The sequence below is a fragment of the Aeromicrobium sp. EU05-FHT14F07 genome, assembly GCF_058790455.1.
This window is the reverse complement of sequence record NZ_JBYTCR010000014.1, coordinates 23,806-37,424: the sequence shown is the minus strand read 5'-3', so window position 1 is coordinate 37,424 and position 13,619 is coordinate 23,806. Positions and strand designations below refer to the sequence as shown.

11 protein-coding genes are annotated in these 13,619 nt (G+C 73.4%); 3 read left to right on the top strand and 8 right to left on the bottom strand.

Features of this window, described 5'->3' with window-relative positions; translation table 11 throughout:
• Positions 1-166 precede the first annotated feature (166 nt).
• Both AC3WRM_RS12875 and AC3WRM_RS12870 read right to left on the bottom strand, forming a co-directional pair.
• On the bottom strand, positions 167-736 hold the full coding sequence (locus AC3WRM_RS12875; RefSeq protein WP_492248238.1) for a helix-turn-helix domain-containing protein: 570 nt from the start codon (positions 734-736) through the stop codon (positions 167-169).
• Positions 733-1,482 carry a hypothetical protein gene (locus AC3WRM_RS12870; protein ID WP_492248237.1) on the bottom strand — a complete coding sequence of 250 codons (750 nt, stop codon included), beginning with the start codon at positions 1,480-1,482 and terminating at the stop codon, positions 733-735. Before AC3WRM_RS12870 ends, AC3WRM_RS12875 begins: the two co-directional genes overlap by 4 nt.
• A 296-nt stretch (positions 1,483-1,778) precedes the next feature.
• On the opposite strand from AC3WRM_RS12870, the gene AC3WRM_RS12865 reads away from it, so the two are divergent.
• Positions 1,779-3,359 (top strand): FAD-dependent oxidoreductase, encoded by a 1,581-nt coding sequence (locus AC3WRM_RS12865; RefSeq protein ID WP_492248236.1) that lies wholly within the window; start codon positions 1,779-1,781, stop codon positions 3,357-3,359.
• Positions 3,360-3,477: 118 nt separating this feature from the next.
• On the opposite strand, the gene AC3WRM_RS12860 is transcribed toward AC3WRM_RS12865, so the two are convergent.
• Genes AC3WRM_RS12860 through AC3WRM_RS12845 form a run of 4 tightly spaced genes read right to left on the bottom strand, consistent with a single transcriptional unit; the run spans position 3,478 to position 9,342 of the window.
• Positions 3,478-4,902, bottom strand: coding sequence for a phytoene desaturase family protein (locus AC3WRM_RS12860; protein WP_492249766.1), 1,425 nt, complete (start codon positions 4,900-4,902; stop codon positions 3,478-3,480).
• Between the two features lie 44 nt (positions 4,903-4,946).
• Positions 4,947-5,876: a hydroxymethylglutaryl-CoA lyase gene (locus tag AC3WRM_RS12855; RefSeq protein ID WP_492249767.1), complete on the bottom strand. Its 930-nt coding sequence runs from the start codon at positions 5,874-5,876 to the stop codon at positions 4,947-4,949.
• A complete protein-coding gene (locus tag AC3WRM_RS12850; protein ID WP_492249768.1) occupies positions 5,873-7,720 on the bottom strand; it encodes an acetyl/propionyl/methylcrotonyl-CoA carboxylase subunit alpha in 1,848 nt (615 codons plus the stop codon). Before AC3WRM_RS12850 ends, AC3WRM_RS12855 begins: the two co-directional genes overlap by 4 nt.
• Positions 7,721-7,725: 5 nt before the next feature.
• Positions 7,726-9,342, bottom strand: coding sequence for a carboxyl transferase domain-containing protein (locus AC3WRM_RS12845; protein ID WP_492249769.1), 1,617 nt, complete (start codon positions 9,340-9,342; stop codon positions 7,726-7,728).
• 46 nt (positions 9,343-9,388) lie between these two features.
• On the opposite strand from AC3WRM_RS12845, the gene AC3WRM_RS12840 reads away from it, so the two are divergent.
• Positions 9,389-9,937 carry a TetR/AcrR family transcriptional regulator gene (locus tag AC3WRM_RS12840; protein ID WP_492249770.1) on the top strand — a complete coding sequence of 183 codons (549 nt, stop codon included), beginning with the start codon at positions 9,389-9,391 and terminating at the stop codon, positions 9,935-9,937.
• Between the two features lie 25 nt (positions 9,938-9,962).
• On the opposite strand, the gene AC3WRM_RS12835 is transcribed toward AC3WRM_RS12840, so the two are convergent.
• Positions 9,963-10,853 (bottom strand): EamA family transporter, encoded by an 891-nt coding sequence (locus AC3WRM_RS12835; protein ID WP_492249771.1) that lies wholly within the window; start codon positions 10,851-10,853, stop codon positions 9,963-9,965.
• Positions 10,854-10,925: 72 nt separating this feature from the next.
• Between AC3WRM_RS12835 and AC3WRM_RS12830 the strand changes: the two genes are divergently transcribed.
• The gene (locus AC3WRM_RS12830) at positions 10,926-11,846 is read left to right on the top strand and encodes a LysR family transcriptional regulator (RefSeq protein WP_492249772.1); all 921 of its coding nucleotides are present in this window, start codon (positions 10,926-10,928) and stop codon (positions 11,844-11,846) included.
• 66 nt (positions 11,847-11,912) lie between these two features.
• Here the strand turns inward: AC3WRM_RS12830 and AC3WRM_RS12825 are convergent, their stop codons facing one another.
• On the bottom strand, positions 11,913-13,496 hold the full coding sequence (locus AC3WRM_RS12825) for an MFS transporter (RefSeq protein ID WP_492249773.1): 1,584 nt from the start codon (positions 13,494-13,496) through the stop codon (positions 11,913-11,915).
• Positions 13,497-13,619: the final 123 nt, after the last annotated feature.

The following is a 13,619-nucleotide window of genomic DNA, read 5'->3' as shown; positions in this document are numbered from 1 at the left end:
AAAAACCCCCCCCCCCAGATGTATTCTCTAGTCTCGTGGGCTCGGAGATGTGTATAAGACCCCCTTTTCCGTGGGGCCCCACGGAAACAGGCACTCCCCCACGCAAACGTGCGCTGCATCTGCAGGTTGACGTGGGGCCCCACGTCAACGCGCAGATGCGGCGGGGTCAGGTGCGGACGTGCATCCGCTCGCCCTGGGGGCCGAAGATGGCGAGCACCTCGGTGGGGTGGGGGCCGGGGTTGGAGACCCAGTGGGGCGCGCGCGTGTCGAACTCGACGACCTCGCCGGGCCCGATCGTCAGGTCGCGCGAGCCCAGGACCAGTCGCACCTGCCCGGACAGGACGTACATCCACTCGTAGCCGTCGTGCGTGCGCAGGCTCGGCTCGGCGTCCGCCTCCACCGGCATGACGATCTTGTACGACTGCAGCCCGCCCGGTCGTCGCGTCAGCGGTACGAACGTGCGCCCGTGCCGCACCACCGGACGCGCCCGCACGCGCGGGTCGCCCGTCTCGGGTGCGTCGACGAGCTCGTCAAGCGCGACGCCGTGCGCGGCAGCGAGCGGCAGCAGGAGCTCCAGCGTCGGCCTGCGCTGCCCCGACTCCAGCCGTGACAGCGTGCTGACGGAGATGCCGGTCTGCCCGGCGACGTCGGCGAGCGTCGCGTCGCGCTCCAGGCGCAGCTGTCGCAGACGAGGGCCCACGCCGGCCAGTACGTCGTCGAGGTCCGAGGAGGTCATGCGGCGGGATCCAGTCGGCGTAGCGAGGCCTCCGTGCCGAGCTCCGCGCGGTCCTTGCGCACCCGACGCCAGTGGTCGAGAGCCGCGAGGAGCACGGCCGGGTCGCCAGTGAGGTGCGGGAAGGAGACCGCGAGCCCCCGGTCGGCCTCCGGGATCGGTCGCGCCTGCTGCTCGCCGAACCCGGCCGGGGCGCGCAGCACCTGCACCTGGTCCGCCATGCGGGCGTAGACGACGAGCGTGCGACGCGGCTGCCGCAGCGCGACCACCTCGAAGACGTCGTCCCAGGCGACCTCCCGTTCCGAGCTCCAGGTGCGCAGCCGGACGGCGTGGGGGGTCAGCACCAGGGCGCCGCGAGGGCGTCGACCGGCGAGCACGGCGACCACGGTCGGCACGGCGAGCACCAGCACGACCGTGGCACCCACCAGTCCGACCGACGGCCCCGTCGGCCGTGTCCCGGCGACCGCCGAGAGGACCAGGAGAGTCGAGAGGAGGACGGCGGCCCCGGTGGTGCCCCACGCGAGGAACCGCGCCACACGCGACTCCGGGAGCACGGTGGCGCCGTCGTCGAGCGACGCCTCGTGGGCCCCCCGCGGCGTGACGAGGAAGCGCACGAGGTACCCGACCGCGAGGACGGCGGTCACCGCCATGGCGACACCGGCAGCGCCGAGGAGCAGGTTGCCGCGGGTGAGCAGCAGCACCGACGACGCGAGGAGGGCCGGGCCGATCACCACCGCGGCCGCACCCATGCCGAGCACCTGCCCGAGAGGCGGTCGCGGCGACGACGGCCTCGTCTCCGTGCCGCTCACCACGGGGTCACCGCGTCCCACACGTCGCTCGCCGTGTCCTTGACACCCTCGCCGAAGTCGCGCAGACCCTCGTCGACGTCCAGTCGTCTGGCTGGTCATGTCTGCTCCCCAGGTGTGGTCGCACGGTGCAATTCCGTAGCCGTAGGCCCATCGTGCCAGACGCCGCGACTCCTCAAAGTTTGCCAGAGCAGCAAAGATGTTTGTCGTTTGCGCGCTTGCCACCGCATGCTCGACCCATGAGCACGAACCCCGAGTCCCCCCGTCCCTCCGACACCCCCGTCGACGTCGTCGTGGTGGGAGGAGGCGCCGCCGGGCTGAGCACCGCGCTGGTGCTCGCCCGCTCGCGCCGGTCCGTCGTGCTGGTCGACGCCGGCGAGCAGCGCAACGCGCCCGCCGACCACATGCACAACTACCTCGGCCGCGAGGGCACCCCGCCGCTCGAGCTCGCGCGGCTCGGTCGCGAGGAGGTGGAGTCCTACGGTGCGACGGTCGTCGCAGGTCGAGTCGTCGACGCGCAGGCGCTGCCCGGCGACGTGCCGAGCTTCGCCGTGACGCTCGACGACGGCAGCCGCCTCCTCGCACGTCGCGTCGTGCTCGCGACCGGTGTGGTCGACGAGCTGCCCGACGTGCCCGGCCTCGCCGACCGCTGGGGACGCGACGTGCTGCACTGCCCCTACTGCCACGGGTGGGAGGTGCGCGACCAGCGCGTCGGCGTGCTGCTCAGCAGCCCGATGGGCCTGCACCAGGCCGGTCTGTTCGGACAGCTCACCGATGCGCTCACGGTGCTCACGCACGAGGTCGAGCTGGGGCACGGCGAGCGCGAGCCGCTGCGCGCACGCGGCCAGGCGACCGTGGAGGGGCGCGTCGCGGAGGTGCTGGTCGACGACGACCGGCTCGTCGGCGTGCGCCTGGCCGACGGCACCGTCGTCGAGCTCGACGCCCTGGCCGTGCAGTCGTTCCCCCGCGCCCGCACCGAGGTCGCCGACCTGCTCGGCGTGCCGACCCGGCCGCTCGAGATGCACGGCACGACGCTCGCCGTCGCGCTCGAGGCCGACGCGAACGGCGTGACGCCGGTCGCCGGTGTCGTCGCGGTCGGGAACGCCGCGGCACCCATGGCCACGGTGGCGGCGGCCGCCGCAGCGGGCGTGCAGGCCGGGGCGTTCCTCAACGCCGGTCTGGTCGAGGAGGACACCCAGGCCGCGGTCGAGCGCGCCCGCGAGGCGATGCGCGAGCCGGAGGCGTGGGAGGAGCGCTACGGCACCCCGTCGGCCGTCTGGAGCGGTCGCGTCAACCCGCAGGTGCCGGCCCGCGCGGAGCGGCTGACGCCGGGCACGGCGATCGACATCGGCTGCGGCGAGGGTGGCGACGTCATCTGGCTCGCGCAGCACGGCTGGAAGGTCACCGGCATGGACTTCTCCCCCACCGGGCTCGAGCGAGCGCGGCAGCACGCCGAGGACGCCGGGGTCGCCAACCGGACGTCGTTCCGTGTCGGCGACGTCCGCACCTGGGAGCCGGGCGACGAGCGGTGGGACCTCGTCACGGCGCACTACGTGCACCTGCCACCGGAGCCGATGCTCGACGTCGTGCGCCGGCTCGCGTCGGCCGTCGCCCCGGGCGGCACGCTGCTCGTCGTCGGGCACCACCCCGGCGACGTGCCGGCGGGCGTCAGGGCGCGCGACGACCTCTTCGAGCCCGAGGCGCTGCTGCCGGCGCTCGACGAGACGTGGGACGCGCGCGCGGAGGTCGTCGAGCGCACCCACACCGGCATGGGCGCCCACGTCGTGCGCGACAGCATCCTCGTCGCCACCCGCCGCTGACCCCTCCCCTCCCCGCTGAGTGTGACGTTTGCGGGCCGAGAACGACGCTTCGGGCCCGCAAACGTCACACTCAGCGGGGAGGGGGAGGGGGAGGGGGAGGGGGAGGGGGAGGTGAGGGTCAGAGGCGGCGCAGGGCGGTCTCGGCGGCGTTGAAGCCGCCCATCCCGTGCACGCCACCGCCGGGCGGGGTGGCGGCGGAGCAGAGGTACACGCCGGCGACGCCGAGGGAGTAGGGGTCGAGCGTGGGTCGCGGGCGCAGCGGGATCTGGCGCCAGGTGTTCGCGCCGGTGCCGATGTCGCCGCCGACGTAGTTCGGGTTGTAGGCCTCCAGCTGCGCCGTGCCCTTCGAGACCACCTGCACGACCCGGTCCTGGAAGCCCGGTGCGAAGCGCTCGACCTGGCCGATGATCTGCTCGGTCGCGTCACCGGGCCACGCGTGCGGGACGTGCGCGTAGGCCCAGACCGGGTGCACGTCGCCCTGCGACCGGCTCGGGTCGGCCACGTACTGCTGGCCGAGCAGCACGAAGGGCCGTTCGGGCATCGTGCCGCGCGCCGTGCGACCCTCCGCCTCGACGACCTCGGCCGCGTCGCCCGCGACGTGGACGGTGCCGGCGCGACGCACGTCCTCGTTGGTCCACGGGATGCCGCCCTCCACCGCGAGGTCGATCTTGAACGCCGCCGGGCCGTAGCGGTACGCGCGCAGCGCACGCGCCACGAGCGACGGCATCGCGTCGCCCACGATGCCGAGGGCACCGCGCGGGGACGTGTCGAGCATGACGACGTCGGGTCGTGCACCGGTGACGTCGGCCAGCTGGTCGAGGCTCGTCACCTGCACCCCGGTGCGCACGCTGCCGCCGAGCTCCTCCAGCAGCGACACGAGGGCGTCCGCGATCGACTGCGACCCGCCCTCGGCGACCGGCCAGCCGTACCGGTGGCCGGCGGCGGTCAGCATGAGCCCCACGGACGCGCTGAGCGGCGTGTCGAGACGGCCGAAGACGTGGGCCGCGACGCCCATGAACAGCGCCCGGGCGGGCTCGTCGTCGAAGCGTCGGGCCAGCAGGGTGGCCGGCAGGACGGCGTTGAGCCCGAACCGGCCGAGGGCGAACGGGTGCGACGGCACGTGCACCACCGGGCGCAGGACGTCGGCGAGCAGGTCGTCGAACCCGTCGGCGAGCGGCTCGAACAGCCGACGCCAGGAACGTGCGTCGACGCCGAGGGAGGCCGCCGTGCGATCCATGTCGCGGCTGACGACCCCCGCGCGGCCGTCGTCGAGAGGGTGGGCGAGGTCGATCTCCGGCCAGAGCCAGCGCAGACCGTGCCGCTCGAGGTCGAGGGAGGCCAGGAACGGCGACGCGACGCCCATCGGGTGGAAGGCCGAGCACTCGTCGTGCAGCAGGCCGGGCACCGTCAGCTCCGACGTGCGCGTGCCGCCGCCGACCCGGTCGGACCGCTCCAGCACGGTGACGTCGAGACCCTCCTGCGCCAGCCGCACCGCCGCCGCCAGGCCGTTCGGACCGCTGCCCACCACCACTGCCGACGTCATGCCTTCATCCTGTCACCGGGCGCGCGATGCGGCGCGGCGCGAGCTCAGCCCCCGGTGAGCGCCCGCACGACGGCGCTCGCGGGCGTCTTGCCGAGCCGCTCGGCCATCCAGGCGCTGGTGGCGACGAGAGCGTCGAGGTCGACCCCGTGCTCGATCCCGAGCCCGGTGAGGAACCACACGAGGTCCTCGGTCGCGAGGTTGCCGGTCGCGCTGCGGGCGTACGGGCAGCCGCCGAGACCACCGGCCGACGCGTCGAACGTCGTGACCCCCGCCTGCAGGCCCGCGTGCACGTTGGCGAGGGCCTGGCCGTAGGTGTCGTGGAAGTGCAGCGCGAGCCGCTCCGGCCCGACACCGGCCTCGCCGAAGCGGTGCACCAGGTCGCCGACCTGGCCGACGGTCCCGACCCCGATCGTGTCGCCGAGGGACAGCTGGGTCGCGCCCAGCTCGAGCAGCTCGCACCCGACCCGCACCACGGCGTCGGGGTCGACGGGACCCTCCCACGGGTCACCGAAGCACATCGACACGTAGGCGCGCACGTCGGCGCCGGCGTCGAGGGCGCGGCGCACGACGGGCGCGAACATCGTCATCTGGTCGGCGACGGTGCTGTTGAGGTTCTTCATCGCGAAGGTCTCGGTGGCGCTGGCGAACACGGCCACGTGGGCGCAGCCGGCCTCGAGCGCGCGGTCGAGCCCGCGCTCGTTCGGCACGAGGACGGGGTACGGGAACGTGGAGCCCTCGCGCAGCTCCTCGACGAGGTCGGCGGCGTCAGCCAGCTGCGGCACCCACCGCGGGTGCACGAAGCTGGTGGCCTCGACGACGGGCAGCCCCGCGGCGACCAGCCGGCGCACGAACGCGGCCTTCACGTCGAGCGGGACGACCGCCTTCTCGTTCTGCAGGCCGTCGCGGGGGCCGACCTCGTAGATCGTCACCCGGTCGGGGAGGCCCGGCTCGGGCACGACCATGGGGAGTCTCACGCGGACTCCTCGACGTGCACCACGACGTGCCCCATCGCCACCTGGTCGCCGACCGTGGCGCCGACGTGGGTGACGGTGCCGGCGTGGGGAGCGACGAGCGCGAGCTCCATCTTCATGGCCTCGACGGCACCGAGCCGCTGGCCCTCGACCACGACGTCGCCGACCTCGACGTCGAGCGCGACGACCGACCCGGGCATGGGCGAGACGACGTCGGCGTCGCCGACCGCTGCCGATGACGTGCGCCGCATGGCGTCGGCCTGCTCAAGGACCCAGGTCTGGCCCTGCCAGGTGGCCCAGACCCGACGTCCGCGCGCGGTGGCGTCGGCGACCTCGCTCCGGGAGTCGACCGTGACGGCGTGGGTCGTGCCGTCGGACTCGGCGACGTGCACGACGACGGGGGTCGCAGGCCCGGCCGAGCGCCAGCCGTCGCCCCGGCCGAAGGGCGAGGAGTCCTCGGGCTCGCCGAGCAGCAGGGCAGCCACACGCAACGCCTCGGGGGCGACGTCGGGTCGCTCGAGGAGCGGTCCCTCGTAGGCGTCGAGCCACCCCGTGTACACCTTCCCGGAGCGGAACGGCGCGGAGTCGACGAGTCGACGCACCCAGCCGAGGTTGGTCGCGATGCCCTCGACGGCCGAGCCGTCGACCACGTTGAGCAGCGCGTCGATCGCGGCGTCGCGGTCGGGCCCGTGGGCCACGAGCTTCGCGAGCATCGGGTCGTACGCCGACGACACGACGCTCTCGCCCTCGATCGCCGCGTGGACCTCGTGGCCCTGTCCCCCGTACCACCGGGCGTCGAGCACGTGCCCGGCCTGCGGGAGGAACCCGGCGTACGGGTCCTCGGCGTACACGCGCACCTCGACCGCGTGACCGGTGCAGGTGATCTCGTCCTGGGTGAGCGGGAGGGGGCGACCGGCGGCGACGTCGAGCTGCCACTGCACGAGGTCGAGGCCGGTCACCTGCTCGGTGACGGGGTGCTCGACCTGCAGCCGGGTGTTCATCTCCAGGAAGTAGGCCACCTGCGAGCCGTCCGCCCCGGTCGCGACCAGGAACTCGACCGTCCCGGCACCGACGTACCCGACCTCCTCGCAGAGCGCCACCGACGAGCGGTGCAGCAGGTCGCGGAGGGTGGGGTCGAGGTCGGGCGCGGGCGCCTCCTCGACGACCTTCTGGTGGCGGCGCTGGGCGGAACAGTCGCGCTCGAAGAGGTGCACGACCGTGCCGTGCCGGTCGCCGAAGACCTGCACCTCCACGTGCCGACCACCCTCGACGTACGCCTCGACGAGCAGGGTGTCGTCGCCGAAGGACGACGCCGCCTCACGTCGCGCGGTGGCGACCGCGTCGGCCAGGTCCTCGGCGCGACGCACCACGTGCATGCCCTTGCCACCACCGCCGGCGGCGGCCTTCACCAGCACGGGGTAGGCGTCGGGCGGCACATCGTCGACCTCGTGCCGCGGGGTCACCGGCACCCCGGCGCGCTCGGCCACGTCGCGGGCACGGTCCTTGCGGCCCATCAGCTCGATCACGTCGGGCGAGGGCCCGACGAACACGAGGCCTGCGTCCTGCACGGCCCGCGCGAACCCGGCGTTCTCCGACAGGAAGCCGTAGCCGGGGTGCACGGCGTCGGCACCCGACGAGACCGCTGCGGCCACCACCTCCGCGACGTCGAGGTAGGAGCCGACGCGCACGGCGTCGTCGGCCTCGGCCACGTGCAACGAGGAGGCGTCGAGGTCGGTGTGGACGGCGACGCTGCGCAGGCCCGCGGCCCGGCAGGCACAGACGACGCGGCGCGCGATCTCGCCGCGGTTGGCGACGAGCACGGTACGGATCGGTCGGGTCTCGGTCATGGCGCTCACATCCGGAAGACGCCGAAGCCGGGTGCGCCGGCGTCGCCATCGGGTCGGTCGGCGAAGGACGGCACGGGCGCGTTCGCGCAGGCCTGCAGGGCGAGGCCGAGCACGCGCCGGGTCTCCCGAGGGTCGATGATGCCGTCGTCCCAGAGTCGGGCGGTGGCGTAGTAGGGGTTGCCCTGCTCCTCGTACTGGGCGCGGATCGGCGCCTTGAACGTCTCCTCCTCGTCAGCCGACCACGCCTCGCCGCGCCCCTCGATGCCGTCCCGGCGGACGGTGGCGAGCACGGAGGCCGCCTGCTCACCGCCCATGACGGAGATCCGCGCGTTCGGCCAGGTCCAGAGGAAGCGGGGGTCGTAGGCGCGCCCGCACATGCCGTAGTTGCCCGCGCCGAACGAGCCGCCGATCACCACCGTCAGCTTCGGCACGACGCTCGAGGCGACCGCGGTGACGAGCTTGGCGCCGTCCTTCGCGATACCGCGGTTCTCGTACTCGCGGCCGACCATGAAGCCGGTGATGTTCTGCAGGAAGAGCAGCGGGATGCCGCGCTGGTTGGCGAGCTCGACGAAGTGGGCGCCCTTGAGGGCCGACTCGCTGAACAGGATGCCGTTGTTGGCGACGATCGCGACGGGGTAGCCCTCCACGTGGGCGAACCCGCAGACGAGGGTGTCGCCGTACAGCGGCTTGAACTCGTGCAGCCGGGAGTCGTCGACGACCCGACGGATCACCTCGCGCACGTCGTAGGGGGTGCGGCCGTCGACGGGCACGACGTCGAGCAGCGTCTCCGGGTCCTCGCGCGGGGGCAGGACGGGCTGCGGCGCGAGGTGGGTACGCGCGGGGCCCAGCGTGCTGACGATCGAGCGGACGATGTCGAGCGCGTGCGCGTCGTCGTCGGCCAGGTGGTCGACGACGCCCGAGGTGCGGGCGTGCACGTCGCCGCCGCCGAGGTCCTCGGCCGTGACGACCTCGCCGGTGGCGGCCTTCACGAGCGGCGGGCCGCCGAGGAAGATCGTGCCCTGCTCGCGGACGATGACCGTCTCGTCGCTCATCGCCGGCACGTAGGCGCCGCCGGCCGTGCACGAGCCCATCACCGCAGCGACCTGCGCGATGCCGCGCGCCGACAGCTGGGCCTGGTGGAAGAAGATCCGGCCGAAGTGCTCGCGGTCGGGGAAGACCTCGTCCTGCATCGGCAGGAACGCCCCGCCGGAGTCGACGAGGTAGACGCACGGGAGGTGGTTCTGCAGCGCGATCGTCTGGGCGCGCAGGTGCTTCTTGACCGTGAGCGGGTAGTAGGTGCCGCCTTTGACGGTCGCGTCGTTCGCCACGACCATCACCTCGCGGCCCGCCACCCGGCCGATGCCCGTGACGATCGACGCGCTGGGCACGGCGTAGTCGTCGCGGCGGTCGTCGCCGTACATCCCGTAGGCCGCGAGCGGGGCGATCTCAAGGAACGGGGAGCCGGGGTCGAGCAGCCGGTCGACCCGGTCGCGCGGCAGCAGCTTGCCGCGCGACACGTGCCGCTCGCGCGAGGCGTCGCTGCCGCCGCGGCGGACCACGGCCAGACGCTCGTGCAGCTGGTCGACGAGGTCGCGCATCGTCGGCGAGGTGGCGGGGCTCATGCGAGCGAGGTTAACACTCATTAACCTGCTGCGGTATCGTGCTCCCATGAGCAGCCGCCGTCGCGAGATCGCCCGCAGCGCGGTCGAGCTCTTCGCCGACCGCGGCTTCCACGGCGTCAGCGTGGGCGACGTCGGTGCGGCGTCGAGCATCTCCGGCCCGGCCATCTACAAGCACTTCCGCGGCAAGGAGGAGGTGCTGGCCCAGGCGCTCGTCGACATCAGCACCGAGCTGCTCGACACCGGGCGCGCCAGGGTCGCCGCGCACGACGACGCGTCGGACCGGCTGGACGCGCTCGTGGACTGGCACATCGACTTCGCCGTCAGCCACCCCGCCTACATCGTCGTGCAGGAGCGGGAGTGGTCGCGGCTCGACGCCGACGCCCGCGCCGAGGTGCGTGCCCTGCAGCTGGCCTACGTCGACCTGTGGGTCGACGTCGTCCGGTCGCTGCGCGACGACCTGCAGCGCGCCGAGGCCCGCGCCGTCGTCCAGGCGGTCTTCGGGCTGCTGAACTCCACCCCGCACAGCGCCCGCATCGGCGAGGAGGCCCTGCGGACCCTGCTCGCCCGCATGGCCCGCGCCGCCCTCCTCGCCTGAGCACGGCTCGGCGCGAGGCGCGCCCTCAGCCGGGCGTCGGGGCGGCGACGAGCCGCGCCGGACGTCGCGCCGACGTCACCGCCACGGCGACCCCCACGAGCATGACCACCGCGCCGATCGACTCGAGCAGGTTGGGCACCTCGTCGAGGACGAGCCAGGCGGAGAGCATGCCCACGGGCGGCACGAGCAGGATGTACGGCACGACGGACGACGCCGGGTGCCGCGCGACGAGACCGTTGAAGATCGTGTAGCCGACCAGCGAGGCGGCGACGACGGTGTAGAGCGTGCTGAGCAGAGCGGTCCAGCCGAAGCCGGCGAGGGCCGCCCCGATCGCGTCGGGCCCGTCGACGACGAGGGAGACGGCCAGGCAGGGCAGGGGCACGACCAGGGCCGACCAGACCACCAGCGACAGCCCCGACTCGACCTTCGCCGCGCGGGCGACGACGTTGCCGACCGCCCACGACAGCGCCCCGCCGACGGTGACGAGCAACGGCACGACCGACGCCCCGGCGCCGAAGCCCACGGCGACGGTCGCGAGACCGGCGGTGCCGACGAGCGCTCCGACGACCTGGCGGCGCGTGGCCCGCTCGCCCAGCGCGACCGACGCGATGACCATCGTCAGCACGACCTGCGCCTGCAGCACGAGCGACGCCAGCCCGGCCGGCATGCCGATCGCGAGCGCCAGGTAGAGCAGCCCGAACTGGCCGAGGCTCATGAAGACGCCGACCGCCACCACCGCCTGCCACGACGCCTTCGGTCGCGGCACCAGCAGGACGAGCGGGAACGCGACGAGCACGAACCGGATCGCGAGGAACAGGAACGGCGGCACGTCGCGCAGGCCCAGGTGGATCGCGACGAAGTTGCACCCCCACAGGACGGCCACGAGGACGGCGAGGAGGCTGTCACGGCGGGTCACGGGCTCAGTCTGGGCCCACCGACGATGTAGGTCCAGCGATGCTTTCTTCACGATTCGATGTACGTTTCGTGCATGATCGACCTGAGTGCGCTGCGTTCGCTGCTCGCCGTGCACCAGCACGGCAGCGTGGTCGCGGCGGCCCACGCGCTCGGCTACACGCCGTCGGCCGTCTCCCAGCAGGTGAAGCGGCTCGAGCGCCAGCAGGGCCGCCCCCTCCTGGAGCGCGTCGGCCGTGGGGTGGTGCTCACCGACGTGGGCCGACTCCTCGCCGAACGTGGCGCGGGCGTGCTCGACGAGCTGGAGACGCTCAGCCACCTCGGCCACGACGTCGAGCAGCCCCAGGGCTCGTTCCACGTGGCGACGTTCACCACCGCGCACCGCGGGGTGCTGGCCCCGGCACTCGCGGCGTTGGAGGCCTCGGCGCCGCAGCTGCGCGTGACGGTCGCGGAGGCCGACCCGCGCGACGTCGTGCTGCAGGTGGCGCGGGGTGCGGCCGACGCCGGGATCGTCCACGACTGGGAGAGCGTGCACCTCGACGTCCCACCCGCCGTCGAGCAGGAGCACCTCCTCCTCGACCGGGCCGACCTCGTCGTGCACCGCGGCCACGCCCTCGCCGACCGCGAGACGGTCACGCCGCGCGACCTCGTCCGGGAGCGCTGGGTGTGCACGCCCGCCGGGACGCTCTGCCACGACTGGCTGCTCGTGATGTTCGCCCGCCACGGTCTGCGGCCCGACCTGCGCTTCACCGACAACGAGTACGCGTCGCACGTGGCGCTGGCGGCCGCGGGCGTGGCGGTCGCGCTCGTGCCACGCCTGGGTCGCGGCCCGCTGCCCGACGACGTGGTGTGCGTGCCGGTCGTCGACCCGGTCCCCGAGCGTCGCGTGGGCCTCGTGTGGCGACGGGCGACCACCGGCAACCCGGCCCGGCGAGCACTGCGCGACGCCCTCGTCGCAGCCTGCTCGGGCACCGGCCGACCCCCTCACCCGCTCTGACCGTGACGACGTGGCCCTCGATCGCGTGGATGCGGGGCCACATCGTCACGGTCGACGGGGTCGGGGCTAGTGCGACACGTTCTCGACCGACGGCGCGTGCTTGAGCGTGCGCCAGGAGACGAGAGCGGCCAACAGGGCCACGCCGATCGCCAGGCCCGACGTCCGCTGCACGCCCAGGTCGAAGGCCGCACGCGCCGACTCAGCCAGCGCGGCACCCATCTCGTTCGGATACCGGTCGGCCATCGTCAGCGTGCTGCCGAGCGTCTCGAACGCGTGGTCGCGCTCGCCGTGCTGCAGCATGGCCGGCACGGTCAGCTCGGCCCGGTAGGTGGCGGTGAGGATGCTGCCCAGCACCGCCGTGCCCAGCACGGCGCCGATCTCGTAGGCGGTCTCCGAGATCGCCGACGCCGACCCCGCCTTGTGCGGCGGGACGGCCGCGAGCACGAGGTCGTTCGTCAGGGTCTCCGCCAGGCCGATGCCCACGCCCATCACCGCGAAGGCGACCAGGACGCTCACGACCGTCGGGTGCCCCGTGAACGCCGCCACGGCGTAGCCGAGCGACGACGCGACGAAGCTCAGGCTCACGAGCACGCGCACCGGGAACCGGCGCACCAGCCGCACCGCGACGAAGCCGCACGCCATCGTGACGAGCAGGCCGGGCAGGAGCACCATCGCCGACGTCATCGGCGACAGCCCCAGCACCAGCTGCAGCAGCTGTGCCGCGAAGAACAGGAACCCCGTGAGACCCATGAGGCTCAGCAGGTTCGCGGCGAGCGCCCCGCTGAAGACCGGGTTCCGGAACAGCGTGAGGTCGAGCATCGGCGACGCACTGCGCCGCTGACGGCGGACGAAGAGCACACCGGCGGCGACACCGAGTCCGAACGACGCGAGCGTCACGTCGTCGAGGCCGGCCTTCGCGAGGTGCTTGATGCCGTAGACCACCGGCAGCATCGCCAGCACGGCGAGCACGATCGAGGTCGGGTCGAGCGGTCCCGGGTTCGGGTCCTTCGACTCCGGCACGAGCCACAGCGCCAGCGGCACCAGCAGCACGATCAGCGGCACGTTGATGAGGAAGACCGAGCCCCACCAGAAGTGCTCGAGCAGGTAGCCGCCGACCACCGGCCCGAGCGCGGCGCCGCCGGAGAACATGGCCGCCCAGGCCGCGATCGCGAGCCGGCGGTCGTGGGCGTGGTGGAAGACGTTGCGCAGCAGCGAGAGCGTCGACGGCATCAGCGTGGCGCCGAAGAAGCCGAGCAGCGCACGAGCCGCGAGCAGCATCTCGGCGCTGCTCGCGTAGGCGGCGACCAGGGAGGCCGCGCCGAAGCCGACCGAGCCGATCACCAGCAGCCGGCGCCGTCCGACGCGGTCGCCGATGCTGCCCATCGCGATGAGCAGACCGGCGAGCATGAGGGCGTAGACGTCGACGATCCACAGCAGCTGGGAGCCGGTGGGACGCAGCTCGGTGCTGATCGACGGCAGCGCGAAGCTCAGCACGGTGTTGTCGACCGACACGAGCAGCACGGGGATCATCAGGACGGCGAGGGCGCACCACTCGCGCAGGCCCGCGCGCACGGGAGGCACCTCGGGCAGTGCCGATGTGTGGGGGCTCGACGGACGAGTGTCGTCGAAGCGGGGGTCGATGGTGGTCATGGCGGGGCCTCCTCTCGGCGGACGTGGAACGGTCCGGGCGGCGCCCGGACCATGAGGTCCACTATACCGTCCAGCCGGTACAGTTCCCAGCCCGGGTGCGTCCCCGCGTCGGTGATCCGTGTC